At 71.8% G+C, this 16,106-nt stretch carries 16 protein-coding genes and 1 riboswitch; of the genes, 2 read left to right on the top strand and 14 right to left on the bottom strand.

Features of this window, described 5'->3' with window-relative positions:
• Window positions 1-10: 10 nt before the first annotated feature.
• From AC07DO_RS31465 to AC07DO_RS31430, 8 genes are all read right to left on the bottom strand, one after another.
• Window positions 11-1,456: an MFS transporter gene (locus AC07DO_RS31465; protein ID WP_479064375.1), complete on the bottom strand. Its 1,446-nt coding sequence runs from the start codon at window positions 1,454-1,456 to the stop codon at window positions 11-13.
• A complete protein-coding gene (locus AC07DO_RS31460; RefSeq protein ID WP_479064373.1) occupies window positions 1,453-2,736 on the bottom strand; it encodes an ATP-grasp domain-containing protein in 1,284 nt (427 codons plus the stop codon). Before AC07DO_RS31460 ends, AC07DO_RS31465 begins: the two co-directional genes overlap by 4 nt.
• Window positions 2,733-3,929, bottom strand: a complete 1,197-nt coding sequence (locus AC07DO_RS31455; RefSeq protein WP_479064371.1) for a pyridoxal-phosphate dependent enzyme — start codon at window positions 3,927-3,929, stop codon at window positions 2,733-2,735. Before AC07DO_RS31455 ends, AC07DO_RS31460 begins: the two co-directional genes overlap by 4 nt.
• The gene (locus AC07DO_RS31450; protein ID WP_479064369.1) at window positions 3,926-4,948 is read right to left on the bottom strand and encodes an ABC transporter substrate-binding protein; all 1,023 of its coding nucleotides are present in this window, start codon (window positions 4,946-4,948) and stop codon (window positions 3,926-3,928) included. Before AC07DO_RS31450 ends, AC07DO_RS31455 begins: the two co-directional genes overlap by 4 nt.
• Window positions 4,945-5,790 carry an ABC transporter ATP-binding protein gene (locus tag AC07DO_RS31445; protein WP_479064367.1) on the bottom strand — a complete coding sequence of 282 codons (846 nt, stop codon included), beginning with the start codon at window positions 5,788-5,790 and terminating at the stop codon, window positions 4,945-4,947. Before AC07DO_RS31445 ends, AC07DO_RS31450 begins: the two co-directional genes overlap by 4 nt.
• A complete protein-coding gene (locus tag AC07DO_RS31440) occupies window positions 5,791-6,915 on the bottom strand; it encodes a FecCD family ABC transporter permease (RefSeq protein ID WP_479064365.1) in 1,125 nt (374 codons plus the stop codon).
• 128 nt (window positions 6,916-7,043) lie between these two features.
• Window positions 7,044-7,811 carry a class I SAM-dependent methyltransferase gene (locus tag AC07DO_RS31435; protein WP_479064363.1) on the bottom strand — a complete coding sequence of 256 codons (768 nt, stop codon included), beginning with the start codon at window positions 7,809-7,811 and terminating at the stop codon, window positions 7,044-7,046.
• Between the two features lie 129 nt (window positions 7,812-7,940).
• Window positions 7,941-8,327, bottom strand: coding sequence for a four-helix bundle copper-binding protein (locus tag AC07DO_RS31430; protein WP_479064361.1), 387 nt, complete (start codon window positions 8,325-8,327; stop codon window positions 7,941-7,943).
• 105 nt (window positions 8,328-8,432) lie between these two features.
• Here AC07DO_RS31430 and AC07DO_RS31425 point away from each other — a divergent pair, with 105 nt between their 5' ends.
• The gene (locus AC07DO_RS31425) at window positions 8,433-8,672 is read left to right on the top strand and encodes a hypothetical protein (protein ID WP_479064359.1); all 240 of its coding nucleotides are present in this window, start codon (window positions 8,433-8,435) and stop codon (window positions 8,670-8,672) included.
• Window positions 8,673-8,917: 245 nt separating this feature from the next.
• Here the strand turns inward: AC07DO_RS31425 and mmsB are convergent, their stop codons facing one another.
• The 6 genes from mmsB to AC07DO_RS31395 form a co-directional block, all read right to left on the bottom strand.
• Window positions 8,918-9,853: a 3-hydroxyisobutyrate dehydrogenase gene (mmsB, locus tag AC07DO_RS31420; protein ID WP_479064357.1), complete on the bottom strand. Its 936-nt coding sequence runs from the start codon at window positions 9,851-9,853 to the stop codon at window positions 8,918-8,920.
• The gene (locus AC07DO_RS31415; protein ID WP_479064355.1) at window positions 9,850-10,926 is read right to left on the bottom strand and encodes an enoyl-CoA hydratase/isomerase family protein; all 1,077 of its coding nucleotides are present in this window, start codon (window positions 10,924-10,926) and stop codon (window positions 9,850-9,852) included. The genes mmsB and AC07DO_RS31415 overlap by 4 nt, the downstream gene beginning before the upstream one ends.
• The gene (locus AC07DO_RS31410; protein WP_479064353.1) at window positions 10,923-12,095 is read right to left on the bottom strand and encodes an acyl-CoA dehydrogenase family protein; all 1,173 of its coding nucleotides are present in this window, start codon (window positions 12,093-12,095) and stop codon (window positions 10,923-10,925) included. The genes AC07DO_RS31415 and AC07DO_RS31410 overlap by 4 nt, the downstream gene beginning before the upstream one ends.
• Before the next feature lie 5 nt (window positions 12,096-12,100).
• A complete protein-coding gene (locus tag AC07DO_RS31405; RefSeq protein WP_479064351.1) occupies window positions 12,101-13,600 on the bottom strand; it encodes a CoA-acylating methylmalonate-semialdehyde dehydrogenase in 1,500 nt (499 codons plus the stop codon).
• A 211-nt stretch (window positions 13,601-13,811) separates the two neighbouring features.
• Window positions 13,812-13,991: riboswitch (cobalamin riboswitch) on the bottom strand.
• A 59-nt stretch (window positions 13,992-14,050) separates the two neighbouring features.
• On the bottom strand, window positions 14,051-14,389 hold the full coding sequence (locus AC07DO_RS31400) for an SCO0607 family lipoprotein (protein ID WP_479064349.1): 339 nt from the start codon (window positions 14,387-14,389) through the stop codon (window positions 14,051-14,053).
• A gap of 150 nt (window positions 14,390-14,539) precedes the next feature.
• On the bottom strand, window positions 14,540-15,556 hold the full coding sequence (locus tag AC07DO_RS31395) for a helix-turn-helix transcriptional regulator (protein WP_479064347.1): 1,017 nt from the start codon (window positions 15,554-15,556) through the stop codon (window positions 14,540-14,542).
• A 127-nt stretch (window positions 15,557-15,683) separates the two neighbouring features.
• Here AC07DO_RS31395 and AC07DO_RS31390 point away from each other — a divergent pair, with 127 nt between their 5' ends.
• Window positions 15,684-16,079 (top strand): RidA family protein, encoded by a 396-nt coding sequence (locus AC07DO_RS31390; protein ID WP_479064345.1) that lies wholly within the window; start codon window positions 15,684-15,686, stop codon window positions 16,077-16,079.
• The last annotated feature ends 27 nt before the right edge of the window (window positions 16,080-16,106 follow it).

The following is a 16,106-nucleotide window of genomic DNA, read 5'->3' as shown; positions in this document are numbered from 1 at the left end:
CCTCCAGGCTCTACCGGCTCGACGCCCGGCCCGCTCGGTCCCGGACCTGACGGCGCACAGAGTAGAACCCGTTGCAGAAATAGGGAATGGGTGGGCCGCGCCGGCTACGGGAGGTACGGGGCCTGCGCAGGGCACGGAGCAACAGCGGTGGCAGCAGCGCGCACTGCGCCGCGACAACCAGCCAGAACAGGCCCGCGTGGTCGGTGCGTTCGGCCCACGCGTAGCACTCTCCCCCTACGATGCCGCTGGCGAACGCGCCGATTCCGGCCGCCAGGCGTTGCCGGCCGAAGACGACCGCGGGCGAGCGGGTGGACCGCGACAGCGCTTCGAGGTCGTTCTTCAGGAACAGGACGATCTCACCGACACAGATGAGCAGCGCCCCGCCGAGGATGGCGGCGGGGTGGCCGAGGGCCAGTGCGGTCATGCCCGCGGCCAGCGTGGTGAAGCCGATGCGCAGGGCGCGCGGGTAGGGCAGGTGGGCTATCCAGTCCGCCAGGAGAGGCTGGGTGACCACGAGGAGAAGGGCGTAGAGGGCGAGGACCAGGCCGTAGAAGTACGTCGACGTCCTGCCCACCGCGTAGAGCGCGAGGTAGTGCTGGAAGAACATGAAGACGTACACGCTCAGTACGGTGATCGCGAAGGGGAGGAGGGGCGGCGGGGCGGGGCCCGGGCGGTCGGCTCCAGCTTCGGCTTCCGTTCCGGCTCCGGCTCCGGCTTCCGTTCCGGCTCCGGCTCCGGCTTCGGCTCCAGTTCCGGCTTCGGCTTCGGTCCCGGTTCCGGCTTCGGCTCCAGTTCCGGCTTCGGCTTCGGAGGGTGTCGGGGCCGCTTGCGGGGGCGCCCCCGGGATCGTCTGCGGCAGCAGCGCGTGGCCCGCCGTGATCAGGCCGAACAGTACGGCGACCACGGTGAAGAGCCCGGCCGACGCCGTGAGCACGAAGGGCGCGGCCGCGATGGGGCCCAGCGCGATGCCCGCGTTGAGCGCCGAGCTGCTCGCGGACAGGAGCGGGGCGCGCCGCTCCTCCCCCACCCCCGTGACCAGGTACGCCTTGTTGGCGGGCAGATAGAGCGCGGCCCCGACGGAGACGAGGAACAGCGCGGCGACCGCCCACGTCGGCCTGCTCAGCCCCGGCAGGAACGCGGTGAAGCCCGCCGTGCGGATCACCAGGGCCAGCACCATGGTGCGCCGCAGGCCGATGCGTTCGGCGAGGGCCGCTCCGACGACACCGCCCGCGAACTGTACGAACGAGGCGACGGCCAGCACCACGCCGACGGTGCCGAGTCGCATGCCCAGCCGTTCGTGCAGCAGGACCGACATGAAGGGCAGCACGGCGAAGCTGCCCAGGGGTATGAGGAACGAGCCGGTGAGGAGGAAGTACTGGGGGCCGGTGAACCGGGTGAAGGGTGCGAGGCGGGTCGATATCCGTGTCGGTACCGGAAGGTGGGGTGGTTGGGTCATTCTCGGTCGTCGTCGGCCATGACGGCCGGCCTGTCGTCGCCCACGACGGTCGGCCGTACGCTGCCGGCCGCGCTGAGCGCCCTGTGCAGGGCCAGTTCGGCGGTTTCGGCCTCGGCCAGCACGATTCCCGTGCATCCGCGCTGGTCGCTCAGGTGCTCCACGCGCCGCCCCGGGACGGCGGTGGGGTACCACTCGGGCGAGCCGGGGAACGCCGGCAGGCCGTCGAGACCGGTCCAGCCGGTGAGAGTGCCGGGGCGGTCGGGGTAGACGAGTACGAAGGCCGTGGCCGGGCCGGGGGCAGACCCGGTCGTCACCGTGTCCAGCAGTGCGGGGCGACGGCCGAGCGCCGTGTCGACCATGGCGTCGTAGACGTTGGTGCCCAGGGCACGGCACAGGGCCTCGCCCACGAGGGCGCCGCCGATGCGGCGGTTGATCTCCACCAGCTCCGGGCCGTCCGCGGTGAGGACGAACTCGACGTGCGCGAAGCCGCTGTCGTGGCCCGCGGCTGCCAGCACGCGTCCCGCCCAGTCCTCGATGCGGCCGAGTTCGGGCAGAGGGAAGGCCACGGGGAACGCCGCGGCCTCCTCGCGGACGGACGGCTCGGGTGACATCTGGCGGCTCAGGACTCCGAGCAGCTTCGTCTCGCCCGCCCAGCCGAGGGTCTCCGCGCTGTAGACCGGCCCCGAGAAGAAGCGCTCGGCGAACAGCCGCCCGTTGAGGGGGCGTTCGGACGCTTCGGTGAGCGCGGTGTGCAGGTGCCGCTCGTCGCGCACCGGCCATACGTTGCGGGAGGACGTGCCCGCGGAGTCCTTCAGGACGGCGGGCAGGCCGACCTCGCGGAGGATCTCGGCGGCGGCCACGGCGATGGTGGTGGTCGAGGGGATGTCCGGGGGGACGGCCAGGGCGCGGCTTCCGCTCAGGCCCCGCTCGTGGAGGAGCGCGCGCACCCGGCTCTTGTCGCGCAGGCGTCGGACCGCGCTCGGGTCGGGTCCGGGCAGGCCGAACTTGGCGGCGAGGTCGGCGCCGGGCACGCTCCAGGTGTCGGTCGAGTTGATGAGCCCGCTCAGGTCGGGCACGGCCGACAGGGCGGCCGCGCAGGCTCCGGCGTCGTGGGTGTCGACGTCGACGATGTCGAGTGCGCCGGGAGCGAGGTGGGCGAGTTCGTGACGGTAGACGTCGCGGTCGCCGGTGAGCAGGCACAGGCGGTGCCCGGCGTTGCCCGCCGCCTCGACGAGGCGGCCCAGGCCGAAGGTGAGTGCTTCGAGTGCGGCGATGGTCACGGTGCCTGGTCCTCCTGGGCCGGTGCTCCGAGCGGGTCGCTCGACAGCGTGAGCGGATCTGTCTCCCGTACGAGCCGGGCCTTCGTCGGCGCGGGTACGGCTCCCCCGCTGCGTACCTCGTACCGCCGCCGGTTCCACTCCATCGCCGACCAGGGCGGTGTCAGGTCCGCGAGGTCGGTGATCTGGTGCGGTTTCAGCGTGCGCGGGTCGAGCGCCTCGCGGTGGCGGGCGAAGACGCGGTCGGTGTAGCGGTGTCCGGTGTCGGCGCCGATGACCAGGTGGGTGCGCTCGGGGTCACGCGCGGCCTCCCAGCCCGCGACCAGGTGGGCCGCACCGGTCGACAGGCCGGCGAAGACGGCGTGGTCGCGCAGCAGTCCCACCGCACCCGCCATGGCGTGCCGGAAGTCGAGCCAGTGGAGGGTGTCGTACAGGTCGTGACGGACGTTGTCGAAGGGGATGGAGCTGCCGATCCCCGCGATGATCGCCTCCGGGTCGCTGAACCCCTCGCTGCCGAAGGTGACGCTGCCGAAGGGCTGCACGCCCAGCAGGCGAACGTCGCGGTCGCGCCCGCGCAGCGCCTCGACGAGGCCGCCGCTCGACGACCCGGTGCCCACGGCCCCGACCACGGTCAGCGGTACGCCGGGCAGCGCGCCGTCGACGAGGGCGGCGAACTCCCGGTAGCCGGTGTAGTGGACGGCGTCGTGGTACTGCCGCATCCAGTGCATGCCGGGCCGCTCGGCCAGCAGCCGACGGACGCGCCGGACCCTGCCCTCCTGGTCGAGCCGCAGGTCCTGCGAGGGCGGCATCTGGTCCACGGTGGCGCCGAGCACCTCGAGTTGGGCGCGCATCGTGGCGTCGACCGTGGTGGAGGCGACGATGTGGCAGTGCAGCCCGTAGCGGTGGCAGGCCATGGCCAGGGCGAGTGCGTAGATGCCGCTGGAGCTGTCGACGAGGGTCTGGCCCGGTTGCACGGTTCCGCGTTCCAGCAGGGTGCGGACCGCGCCGAGCGCGGCGTAGACCTTGAGGGTCTCGAAGCGGGCGAGGACGACGTTGTCGGACAGCCGCAGCAGGTCGGGGGCCTTTATCGCGTCGGTGATGTGGTCGTGGACCGGGGCGGTCCCGGGCTCGTGCGCGGAGAGGGGCGCGTCGAGCGGGGCGGCGTCGGTGTGCGTGGGGGTCACGGTCGCCGTCACCGCCCGACCGAACGCAGGTAGCGGCCCAGGTCCTCGGCTCCCGCGACGTTGCGGGGGCCGCTGACGACATCGCCGTACGACATGACGTGGAAGCGGTTGTTCTTCACCGCCGGTACGGACTTCAGGCTCGGCAGCTTCTTGAGGTAGGCGATCTTGTCCTTCGCGGGCTGGTCGGCGTAGTCGACGATCACGATGACCTCGGGCTTCGCCTTGATGACCGGCTCCCAGCCCACCGTCGTCCACCCCTTGTCGAGGTCCCCGAAGACGTTGGTGCCCCCGGCCGCGGTGATGATGTCGTCGGGCGCGGCGTGCCGGCCCGCCGTGAACGGCTGGTCGGTACCGGAGTCGTAGACGAACACCTTGGCCGGGTCGCCCTTCGCGGGCCACGTCTTCTTCAGCGCGGCGATCCGCTCCTTGAGGTCGCCGACCAGCTCGTCGGCCCGCTTCCGTACGCCGAAGATCTTCCCGAGGTTGTCCAGATCCGTGTAGAGCGCCTGGAGCGGCGAGGTGTCGACGCTCTTGTTGCCGTAGTCCCAGCAGGTCTCGGTGTGCAGGTAGCTGGCGACGCCGACCTTGTCCAGCAGGGCGGGGGTGATGCCGCGTTCCTCGCTGAAGCCGGAGTTCCAGCCCGCGAGGACCCAGTCGGCCTTCGCGTCGACGACGATCTCGCGGGTGATGCGTTCGTTGCCGAGGCGGTCGACCTCGGCGTACTTCTCGCGCCAGGGCGAGCCCTTGATGGACGGGTCGCCGAGCTTGTTCATGACGTAGCCGCGCATGCGGTCCGCGAGGCCGAGGGCGAACATCTTCTCCGCGCCGCTCACGTCGTAGGCGATCGCGCGTTCGGGGCGCGTGTACGTGATGTCCTTGCCGCAGTTGGAGACGGTGACGGTGTCGGTTCCCTTGCCGGTGCCGGGCTTGCTGCCCGCCGCCGATTCGACCTCGGCGCCGCAGCCGGTCAGCAGGAGCCCGGTGGCCAGCAGCCCGGCGGCGAGGGCTCGGGGGAACGGTGGTCGGGTCACGAGTGGGGTCCTTCCGGGGACGGGGAAGCAGGCGTGGGGGCGGGGATGCCGGCCGGAGTTGCCATGCCGGCCGGGGACGGGGCGAGGTCGTAGAGGAGTTGCGGGAGGCCCGTACGCGGGTGCGGTACGACGACCGCGTCGACGCCGAACACCTTGCGCACCAGCTCGGGGGTGAGCACCTCGGCCGGGTGACCGGTGGCGACCAGGCAGCCCGCACCGAGCACGGCGATCCGGTCGCAGACCTGCGCGGCCAGGTTCAGGTCGTGCAGGGCCGTGAGCACGGTCAGTCCCGAGCCGCGCAGGAAGGACAGCAGCTCCACCTGGTGGCGTACGTCGAGGTGGTTGGTGGGCTCGTCGAGGACCAGGAGGCGGGGCTCCTGCGCGAGGGCGCGTGCCACGAGTACGCGTTGACGCTCGCCGCCGGAGAGGCTGAGGACGCTGCGGTCGGCGAGGTGGGCGACGTCGAGGCGGTCCATCGCCGCACCGCACAGCTCCCGTTCGCGGGCGGTCAGGGCGTGGTTGCCCCGCGCGTGCGGGGCGCGGCCCAGGGCGACCACTTCCTCGACGGTGAAGTCGAGTTCGGTGTGGCTCTCCTGGGTCAGCGCGGCGACGGAGCGGGCGCTGTCGCGCAGTTTCAGCGACGTCAGGTCGGTGCCGTCGAGCAGTACGGCCCCGGACGTCGGCCTCAGCGCGCGGTAGACGCAGCGCAGCGCGGTCGACTTGCCGCTGCCGTTGGGGCCGACGAGTCCGACGATCGAACCGGCGGTCACGTCGAGGCTGAGCCGGTCGACTAGGGCACGTCCGGCTGCCTCGACGGTCAGGTCGCGGAGGGAGAGAACCATCTACCGGCCTCCGAAGAGATAGCCGCGGCGGCGCATCAGGACGACGAACACCGGCACGCCGATCAGCGCGGTGATCACCCCGAGCGGCAGTTCCTCGGGGGCGAAGGCGGTACGGGCCACGAGGTCGACCCACACCATGAAGCAGGCGCCGGCCAGCGGCGCGACGGCGAGGACGCGCCGGTGCGTGGAGCCGACCCAGATCCGCACCACGTGCGGCAGGACCAGGCCGACGAAGCCGATCGCGCCGCTGACCGCGACGATGAGTCCGGTGACGGCCGCCGTGAGCACGAAGAGGCCGCGGCGCACCGCGTCCGCGTCCACGCCCAGACTGGCCGCGGTCTCGTCGCCGAGCGACAGGACGTCGAGCGACCGGCTGTGCCGCAGCAGTACGACGACCGCGACCAGCACCGCCGCCGTCACCAGGGGCAGGGACTCCCAGGTCGCGGAGCCGAGACTGCCGAGCAGCCAGAACAGCACGGTCCGCGCGGCCTGCCCGTTCGGCGCGAGGAACACCAGCACGCTCATGAGCGCCTGGAAGCCGTACGCCAGCGCCACCCCGGTCAGCACCAGCCGCAGCGGCGTCAGTCCGAGCGGTCCGCGCGCGGCCAGATACACCAGCACGGTCGCGCCGAGAGCGCCGAGGAAGGCGGCGGCCGAGAGGGCGTAGACCCCGAGACCCGCGAAGATCCCGAACACGACGACGGCGGTCGCCCCCACCGAGGCGCCGGACGAGATGCCGAGCACGAACGGATCCGCGAGGGCGTTGCGCACCAGCGCCTGGATGGCGACGCCCACGACGGAGAGCCCGGCGCCGACGACCGCGGCGAGCAGGACCCGTGGTGTGCGCACGTGCCAGACGATGGCGTACCCCGACGCGTCGTCCGCGTCGATGCTGCCCCCGGTGAGTGCCGCGGTGAGGAAGTGCACGACATCGCCGAGCGGTACGACGGTCGGTCCCAGCGCGATACCGGCCAGGACGGAGACCACGAGCGTCGCGGAGAGCGCCACCAGCGTGGTCAACAGCCTGCCGCGCCCGGCCGGTTGCTCATCGGAGTCCTGGCGTGGTGCGCCCCGCGGGCGGGCGGCGCGGCTCGCGGGCGGCGTCGCGGATGTCGCCTCGGTCATGGAGTCCCCTCGTTCACCTGCGCGTTGACGTGCGGCGCAGGCGTGCACACGTAGAAACGCGGGCCGTGCTGATTGCCGCCCGCAGAGCAGTAGTCGGCCGCGGGTGCGTCAGAGTTCCCGCGGACGCGTCAGATTTCCCGCGTGTGCGAGGAGGGTTCCGGACGGGTGCCGGTCACGATCAGCCGCTTCGAGTGGTGGTCGTACGGGCCGCCGTCGAAGTCGCCGTAACAGCGCACGTCGGTGAAGCCGGTCGCCTCGAAGAGCGCGCTCAGCTCGGCCGCGCTGTAGAGGAAGGAGGTGATCGACGCCTCGCGCGCCTCCCCGTCCCTGACCAGCGTCCAGTCGGTGCGCAGCCGGGTCCAGCTGTCCAGGACGGTGTCGCGCTGCAGCACGTACGCGCCTGCGTCGAGGTCGACGACCTGAGGCCGGCCGATCCAGCCCGCGAGGACCTCCTTGCCCATCACGTCGATGAGCAGCCGTCCGCCCGGCACGAGCGAGTCGTGGGCGTTGCGCAGCACGCGCTCGTTGTCCTGCGGGTCGTCGAAGTAGCCGAACGAGGTGAAGAGGTTGAGCACCACGTCGTACGTCTCCGGCTCGACGTGCGTCAGCATGTCCCCTCGTACCAGCCGGACGTCGACGCCCGCCGCCTCGCACGCGGCGTCGGCACGCTTCAGCATGGCGGGGCTGAGGTCGACCCCGGTGACCGTGCCGCCGGCGCGGGCCAGCGGTACGAGGTACAGGCCGGGTCCGCAGCACAGGTCGAGGACCCGGCTCCCGGCCGGGAAACGGAGCAGCGGCGCTCCGTCGACGAGGGCCGCCACCTCCGCGCGCCTGCGCTCGGAGAACATGGTCTCGGCGAAGTCCGACCAGAAATCGTCGTCCTCGTACCAGTTCATGGGGCTGCTACCTCGTTCCAGTGCGTGGGTGCGCGTCACCGCGTGGGGACTCTGGAACAGTGGTCGGACCGGAATCACTTCTGGTTCCCGGCCCGCGCCGGTCGGTTGCGGGTAGCTTTCGCCCGGGCGTCAGCCCAGCGTCGTCAGGAAAGCGTCACACGCCTTCGCGCAGCGGCGGCAGGCTTCCGCCCAGGCAGCCGATGCGGAGTGCAGGTCGCAGAGCGAAGCGCACTGGAGGCAGACCGCCCGGCACCACTCGACCTGCATGCGGACGCGTTGCTCGTCCTGGTCGCTCTGTTCGGCCAGGACGCGGGACGTCGCCTCGCAGACGTCCGCGCAGGCGGTGTTGAGGCGGGGTGCCTCACCCGGCTCGCCCGGGCCCGCGCGCACGAGGCATACGCGTGCGCAGTCGTCGCAGGCCTGCGCACAGGCGAAACGGTCCTCCAGGTAGCGGACGAGGTCCTCGTGGCTGAGTTCCTGCTGCTCCTCCGTCGCTGGGGTTGCGGACGCGGTCATGGACGCTTCGTACGCCGCGGTGGGCCTCGCCTGGACGCCTGGCGGGGTTGTCGTGGCTGTCACGGGGACCCCTCCCTTCGGTCCCGGACGAGTAGCCGCCACGCGGTGAACGAAACCCGCCGGCCCCGCGAGGGAGCGGGGAAGCCGACCTACCCGGTGATCGTCCTGGTCGCCCTCGCGACGGGCCCGCGCAACGGCACCGTCGGCCGACTCGCCGTGGCCGCGGTGATCACGGCCGCGGTCCTCGGCGCGCGGCCGGTCCTTTGCCACGGGATCGGGTGGCCGCTCCCGCTGAGCACGCCGGTGGTCGCCGCGACGGCACTCGCGTACCGCGAACGCGCCTGAGACACGCGGCAGACATCGCAGGCCCCGCCGCGACGGGGGAGACACGGCGGGGCCCACACATCGATTGCCCGCTGACGGGACCCTCACACCCACGCGTCAAAATCTCTTTCCGCGGCCGTGGCCGACGGCCCCGCGGCGAGTCGTGAGCGTCGTCGCCGGTCCATGACGAACCGCTCCCCCCGCTCGCAAGGCCCGCCGAGGCCTTGCGGGCGGGGTTCCGCGGTCGGGGCCAGTCGTGTGTCCGCTCACGTCACGTGCTCGCCCGACCGGTTCCTGATCGCCCTCACGATCGCCGAGAAGTCGCGGTCCGCCCCGCCCTGCGCGGTGAACTCCGCGTACAGTTCGGCCGCGCGTCGGCCGAGCGTGGCGTCCACGCCCGTCGCGCGGGCCGCCTCCGCCGCCAGGCCCAGGTCCTTCGCCATGAGGGCGGAGGTGAAACCGGGGCGGTAGTCGCGGTTGGCGGGACTGGCGGGGACCGGGCCCGGTACGGGGCAGTTGGAGGTGAGCGCCCAGCACTGGCCGGATGCGGTGGAGGCGACGTCGAAGAGTGCCTGCGCGGTCAGGCCCAGGCTCTCGCCGAGTACGAAGGCCTCGCTGACGGCGACCATCGAGACACCGAGGATCATGTTGTTGCAGATCTTCGCCGCCTGCCCGGCGCCGGCGTCCCCGCAGTGCACGGCACGCTTGCCCATCGCGGCGAGCAGAGGTTCCGCCTCGGCGAACTCCTCCGCACCGCCGCCCGCCATGAACGTCAGCGTGCCGGCCTCGGCCCCCACGACTCCGCCGGAGACCGGTGCGTCCAGGCCGCGGTGGCCCGCGGCGGCCGCGGCCTCGTGCGCGGTGCGGGCGTCCGCGACGTCGATGGTGGAGCAGTCGACGAACAGCGTGCCCGGCGCGGCCGCGGCGAGCAGCCCCTCGTCGCGGTAGAGCGCTAGGACGTGACGTCCGGCCGGGAGCATCGTGATCACGACGTCGGCGCCGGGCACCGCCTCCGCGGCCGAGGCGGCGGGCGCCACTCCCCTCTCCGCGGCGGCCGCGAGCGCGTCGGCCGACAGATCGTGCCCGACCACGCGGTGACCCGCCGCCACCAGGTTCGCGGCCATCGGCCGGCCCATGTTGCCGAGCCCTATGAACACGACGGTCCTCGTCGCCGGTGACTCCGTTCCCTCGGTTCCGTTCACCACGCCACCTCCTGCGTCACGGCGCCGGCGTCCAGGGCGAGTTCCCGGTCTCCGAGCGGCGCGAAGAAACGTGCGACGTCGCCCGCGGTCACCTCGGCGAGCGTGCCGGGGTTCCAGCGCGGTGCGCGGTCCTTGTCGATGACCTGGGCGCGGATGCCCTCCGCCAGGTCGGGCGAGGCGAGGGCCGCGCAGGAGACGCGGTACTCCTGGTTCAACACTGCTTCGAGCGAGCCGAGTTCACGCGCGCGACGCAGCGCTTCCAGGGTCACTTTCAGCGCCGCGGGCGACCGGCCGAGCAGCGTTTCGGCGGTCTCCTTCGCGGCACGTGAGCCGTCCGCGTGGAGGCGGTCCACGATCTCCTCGACGGTCTCGGCGGCATAGCAGTGGTCGATCCACTGCCGCTCGTCCGCGAGTTGGCCGGGCGGCGCGTCCTGGACGTACCGCGGCAGGACCTCCCGTACGGGCGACTCGGCGAGGTCGGCGATCAGGCGGGGCAGCGAGGACGACGGTACGAAGTGGTCGGCGAGTCCGCACCTGAGCGCGTCGCCAGCCGCCAGCTCGGTGCCGGTCAGGGCGATGTGGGCGCCGAGGTTGCCGGGCGCGAGGCTCAGCAGGTAGGTGCCGCCGACGTCCGGCACGAAGCCGATGCCCGTCTCGGGCATGGCCACCCGGGTCCGTTCAGTGACCACACGCACGGCGGCGTGCGCCGAGACGCCGACTCCGCCGCCCATCACGATGCCGTCCATGACGGCGACGAACGGCTTCGGGTAGCGGGCGATGCGCGCGTCGAGGTGGTACTCGTCGCGCCAGAAGGCCCGCGTCGCCTCTCCGTCGCCCGCCGTGACGTCCTCGTGGATGGACCGGATGTCGCCACCCGCGCACAACCCTCTCTCCCCCGCCCCCGCGAGGACGACGGTCTCCACGGCGGGGTCCCGCTCCCATGCGGTCAGCGCCTCGTCGATGCGGAGCACCATGGCGTGGGTGAGGGCGTTGAGGGACTTGGGGCGGTTGAGGATCAGGTGGCCCGCTCGGCCGTCGACGTACGTCTGCACAGCGTCCCCGGCCGCCGTCATCGGACGGCCTCGATCAGTCCGCGGGCCACGATCAGGCGCATGATCTCGTTGGTTCCTTCCAGGATCTGGTGGACCCGCAGGTCCCGGACGATCTTCTCGATGCCGTACTCGCTCACATAGCCGTATCCGCCGTGCAGTTGCAGGGCGCGGTCGGCCACGGAGTACCCGGTGTCGGTGGCGAAGCGTTTGGCCATGGCGCACAGCTGCGGGGCACGCGGATCGTCCCGGTCGAGCGCGTCGGCGGCCTGGCGCACCAGCGCGCGGGCGGCGGTCAGCTCGGTGGCCATGTCGGCGAGCCGGAACCGCAGCGCCTGGGCGTCCAGGAGGGACGCGCCGAACGCCTCACGGTCGGCGAGGTGGGCCAGGCTGCGGTGCAGTGCGCTCTGGGCGCCGCCCAGGGAGCAGGCCGCGATGCCGAGCCGCCCGCCGTTGAGGCCGCTCATGGCGATGCGGAAGCCCTCGCCCTCGTCACCGAGGCGCCGGTCGGCCGGCACGCGCACGCCGTCGAGGATCACTTGGCGGGTGGGCTGGGCGTTCCAGCCCATTTTCCGTTCGTCGGCGCCGAAGGCGAGGCCGGGGTCGTCCCGTTCGACGACGAACGCGGAGATGCCGCCGGGGCCCTGCTCGCCGGTGCGGGCCATGACGACGTACACGTGCGAGGCGCCAGCTCCGGAGATGAACTGCTTGACGCCGGTGAGGACATACGTGTCGCCGTCGCGTTCGGCGCGGGTCCGCAGGGCCGCGGCGTCCGAACCGGCACCCGGCTCGGTGAGGCAGTAGCTGCCCAGCGACGCGGCGGTGCACAGGTCCGGCAGCCAGCGGGCGCGCTGCTTCTCGTCGCCGTACCGGTCGATCATCCAGGCCACCATGTTGTGGATGGAGAGGTAACCGGCGATGGAGGGACAGCCGGTGGCGAGGGCCTCGAAGACGAGGGTGCCGTCGGTGCGGCCGAGGCCCGAACCGCCGTGCTGCTCGCGTACGTAGACGCCACCGAGGCCGAGTTCGGCGGCCCTGCGCAGCACGTCCACGGGGAAGTGCTTGTCGCGGTCCCAGGCGACGGCGTGCGGTGCGAGGTGCTCGTCGGCGAAGTCGAGCGTGACCTCGGCCAGGGCGAGTTGGTCCTTGGTGAGGGCTGTTCCCGTCGGGGTCATCGGGGTCATCGGGGTCATCGGGGTCATCCCATCGTCGGGATGGTGAAGTTCGCGCCTTCCCTGAGCCCGGACGGCCAGCGCGAGGTGACGGTCTTGGTCCGGGTGTAGAAGCGGACGGCGTCGGGACCGTGCTGGTTGAGGTCGCCGAAACCGGACCGCTTCCACCCGCCGAAGGTGTGGTACGCCACCGGGACGGGGATCGGCACGTTGACGCCGACCATGCCGGCGCCGACGCGGCGCGTGAAGTCGCGGGCGGTGTCGCCGTCCCTGGTGAAGATGGCGACGCCGTTGCCGTAGGGGTGTTCGCTGGGCAGGCGCAGGGCCGCTTCGTAGTCCGCGGCGCGGGCCACGCAGAGCACCGGGCCGAAGATCTCCTCGCGGTAGATCCGCATGCGCGGTGAGACGCGGTCGAAGAGGGTGGCTCCGGCGAAGAAGCCGTTCTCGTGCCCGGGCAGGGTGAAGTCGCGTCCGTCGACGACGAGTTCGGCGCCTTCGTTGACGCCGATGTCCACGTAGCGGCGGACCCGGTCGAGCGCGTCGCGGCTGACCAGCGGGCCGAAGTCGGCCTCCGGGTCGTCGGAGCGGCCGATGCGGAGCGCGGCGACGCGTTCCTTGAGCCGGGTGACGAGCGCGTCGGCGGTCTCCTCGCCGACGGGGACGGCGACCGAGATGGCCATGCACCGCTCCCCCGCCGAGCCGTACCCGGCTCCGACGAGGGCGTCCACGGCCTGGTCGAGGTCGGCGTCCGGCATCACGATCATGTGGTTCTTGGCGCCGCCGAAGCACTGGGCGCGTTTGCCGTGCGCCGCGGCGGTGGCGTAGATGTGCGCGGCGATCGGGGTGGAGCCGACGAAGCCGAGCGCCTGCACCCGCGCGTCTTGCAGGAGGGCGTCCACCGCGTCCTTGCCGCCGTTGACGACGTTCAGGACGCCGGGCGGCAGGCCCGCATCGAGGAACAGCTCGGCGAGCCGGAGCGGCACGGAGGGCGCACGCTCCGACGGCTTGAGGATGAAGGAGTTGCCGCAGGCCAGCGCGGGGGCCGCCTTCCACAGCGGGATCATCGCGGGGAAGTTGAACGGGGTGATGCCGGCGGTGACGCCGAGCGGTACGCGCAGGGAGTGCACGTCGATGCCGGTGCCGGCGTTGTCGGTGAACTCCCCCTTCTGGAGGTGCGGGATCCCCGCGGCGAACTCGACGACTTCGAGGCCGCGTTGCAGGTCGCCGTGGGCGTCGGCGACGGTCTTGCCGTGCTCGCTCGAGAGCAGCCGTGCGAGTGACTCCCGCTCTCCTTCGACGAGTTGCAGGAACCGCAGCATCACGCGGGCGCGCCGCTGCGGGTTCCACTCGCCCCATTCGCGCTGGGCGGACTCGGCGTCGGCGATCGCCGCGGTGGTCTCCGCCCGCCCGGCCAGCGGCACATGTGCTTGTACGGTGCCGGAGTTGGGGTCGTACACGTCGGCGAAGAGCCCGGACGTGCCGGGCACGTGCTTGCCGCCGATGAAATGTGTCAGTTCACGGACCATGAGAGCCTGCTCTCGTCAGGTGAGTCCGGGGATGGCACGGCAGTCCGACGGCGCCACCGGATGAGGTGGGCGGGCGGTTCTGTCGTGGGACGCGAAGGCCTAGAAGCCGTCGTGGAGTCGGGCGCGGGCCGCGGCCTTCGCTCGCTTCGCCGGTTCACCTGGGTCGTGGGTACGGACCGGTGCCATGCGTGTCTGCTCCATCCTCGTGGACAACACGGAACACCCCGCGGCCGGTATCCTGACTCCCGGATCAGCGCGCGTTCTCCCGCCTTCCCGACGGGACTCGTCCGTCAGTGGCGTATCGCTCGGCGAGAACGCACTCCCCGGTCACAGTGGCGGGACCGCGCCGGATTCACACCGGCTTCCCTGCACCGCGGGCTCTGGTCACGAACATATAGTTGGACGTCCTAGTAAGTCCACCCCCACCTTTCGGCCTGGGTGGCGAGGCCGCTACTGGCCGTCCTTCAACTTGATGATCTTCCCGTTCTCGTCGAGCGTGTGATCGTTCCAGTACGTGTCCCACTTGTCCCCGACATGCTCGGGGACCTTGCCCTCCGGGTAGCGGGCGTAGCCCTTCGGCGGCTCCTCGCCGTCGGGCCGGCAGGCGGACCCGCCGCTGCCCACGTGCAGGACCGGATACTCTCCGCCGCCGCAGACCGCGTCCTCCATGGAACAGCCGGTCAGCACCGCGGCGGCCGCCGCACCCGCCAGCGCGAGCGCCGCGAAGGACCGCGCCGAGCGCCTGCCGGATGCGCGGAACGCGGGGCGAACTCGGATGCTGCTGCGCACAGTCGTCTTCCTCTCATCGGGTTACGCGTCCAGCGTGCGCGAGAGAAGGGGGATGAATCATGAGTACGCGTACTCAGACGTCGCCTCCCGACCCTGCGCCGCGCCACAGCTCCGGAGGACGACGTGGCCCTGCGGGGGGGGCGTGCACATCTACGGCGCCCACGAGCCCCCTGTCACCTGGGGCGAGGCGGGCGCTGCGTAGAGCGCGGCGATCGCGGCGGCGCGATCGCGCAGGGAGGTGCGGAGCCACTCCGGGGACAGCACTTCCGCGTGCGTGGCGAGCTGCCACAGGGCCCATTCGGCGTGCCGGGCGTCCTGGAAAATCAGGTGCAGCCGCGGTCGGCCCTCACCGAGGACGTCTTCTTCCTCGTCACGGACGGACAACGCGGTGGCCACCAGGTCCTTGCGTCGCTCCGGATCCACCCGCACCCGCACGGCGACCTGGTGGTCGCCGCCGTTCCGGAACTGCGTGTTGCGTTCCTGCCAGGCGCGGTCCAGGTCGACCGCGTCCGGTCGCTGCGCGGGTGCGTCGAGCGCCTCGGCCGCCAGCACGCGGGACAGCCGGTAGGTACGGTCGGCGCCGCCTCGCACGGCCAACAGGTAACCCTGGCCGCGTACGGTCACCAGGCCGATCGGGTCCACCGTGCGCCACTTCGCGGCCTGGCCCACCGCCGCGTAGTGGATACGCAGTTTGTGGCCCGCGAACACCGCGCGCCGGACCTCGGCGACGATCGGCTCGGGCAGTTCCTCACTGTCCGCTCGCCGTGCCAGGAGGTCCAACTCCGGGTCGATGAGCAGGCGTTGCGCCGCGCCCGCCGCAGCGCCCCGGAGGTTTTCGGGCAGTGCGTCGAACACCTTCAGCATCGCCGACGCGAGCGCCGAGTCGAGGCCGAAGAGCTGGGCGCCGCGCCGTGATCCGGCGACCAGCAGGGCGAGCGCCTCGTCGTGGTTCAGTCCGGTCAGCGCTGTCTGAAAGTCGGGCAGCAACGCGAACCCGCCGCGTCGGCCGCGTTCGGCGTAGACGGGGACACCGGCCGCGGAGAGCGCCTCCATGTCACGCAGCACCGTGCGGGTGGACACCTCAAGCTCGCGGGCGAGGGCGTCCGCCGTCATCCGGCCGCGCCGACGCAGGAGGAGCACCAAGGAAACCAACCGGTCGGCGCGCATACGAAAATCCTAGCGAAATACATGACTGGAGATGTCATGTATTGCTGGAAGGCTCCACCAGGCGAAGCGAACCGAAGTGAACCGAAGTGAACCGAAGTGAACCGAACCGAATGGAGCGAGCGGGACCATGGAACGAAACGCAGTCAACCCGGTGACCTGGTCGACGGAGATGGGCTTCAACCAGGGCGAGCTCGTCTCCGGGCACTCACGCACCCTGTACCTCTCGGGCCAGACCGCGATGAGCGGAGAAGGCAGACCCGAGCACGACGGCGACATGGCGGCGCAGCTGGCGCTGAGCGTCGACAACGTCAAGGCGGTGCTCGCCGAGGCCGGCATGTCCCTCTCGAACCTCGTCCGCCTCAACGTCTACACGACCGACGTCGACCTCCTCTTCCAGCACTACGGCGTGCTCGCCGGACAGCTCGCCGCCGCCGAAGTCGCACCGACCACCACGATGCTCGGGGTGACGCGCCTGGCGATCCCCGGCCAGCTGGTCGAGCTGGAGGGGACCGCGGTCGCCTAGGAGCGGCGGTGGGGAGGACGACGCCCG

Source organism: Streptomyces sp. NPDC045678, from assembly GCF_056432085.1.
This window is presented reverse-complemented; position numbering and strand designations above follow the sequence as displayed.

Coding starts and splice junctions, on each gene's coding strand:
- AC07DO_RS31465 (WP_479064375.1), bottom strand. CDS start 1,456: ATGACCCAACCACCCCACCTTCCGGTACCGACACGGATATCGACCCGC.
- AC07DO_RS31445 (WP_479064367.1), bottom strand. CDS start 5,790: ATGGTTCTCTCCCTCCGCGACCTGACCGTCGAGGCAGCCGGACGTGCC.
- AC07DO_RS31440 (WP_479064365.1), bottom strand. CDS start 6,915: ATGACCGAGGCGACATCCGCGACGCCGCCCGCGAGCCGCGCCGCCCGC.
- AC07DO_RS31435 (WP_479064363.1), bottom strand. CDS start 7,811: ATGAACTGGTACGAGGACGACGATTTCTGGTCGGACTTCGCCGAGACC.
- AC07DO_RS31430 (WP_479064361.1), bottom strand. CDS start 8,327: ATGACCGCGTCCGCAACCCCAGCGACGGAGGAGCAGCAGGAACTCAGC.
- AC07DO_RS31415 (WP_479064355.1), bottom strand. CDS start 10,926: ATGACGGCGGCCGGGGACGCTGTGCAGACGTACGTCGACGGCCGAGCG.
- AC07DO_RS31410 (WP_479064353.1), bottom strand. CDS start 12,095: ATGACCCCGATGACCCCGATGACCCCGACGGGAACAGCCCTCACCAAG.
- AC07DO_RS31405 (WP_479064351.1), bottom strand. CDS start 13,600: ATGGTCCGTGAACTGACACATTTCATCGGCGGCAAGCACGTGCCCGGC.
- AC07DO_RS31395 (WP_479064347.1), bottom strand. CDS start 15,556: ATGCGCGCCGACCGGTTGGTTTCCTTGGTGCTCCTCCTGCGTCGGCGC.
- AC07DO_RS31390 (WP_479064345.1), top strand. CDS start 15,684: ATGGAACGAAACGCAGTCAACCCGGTGACCTGGTCGACGGAGATGGGC.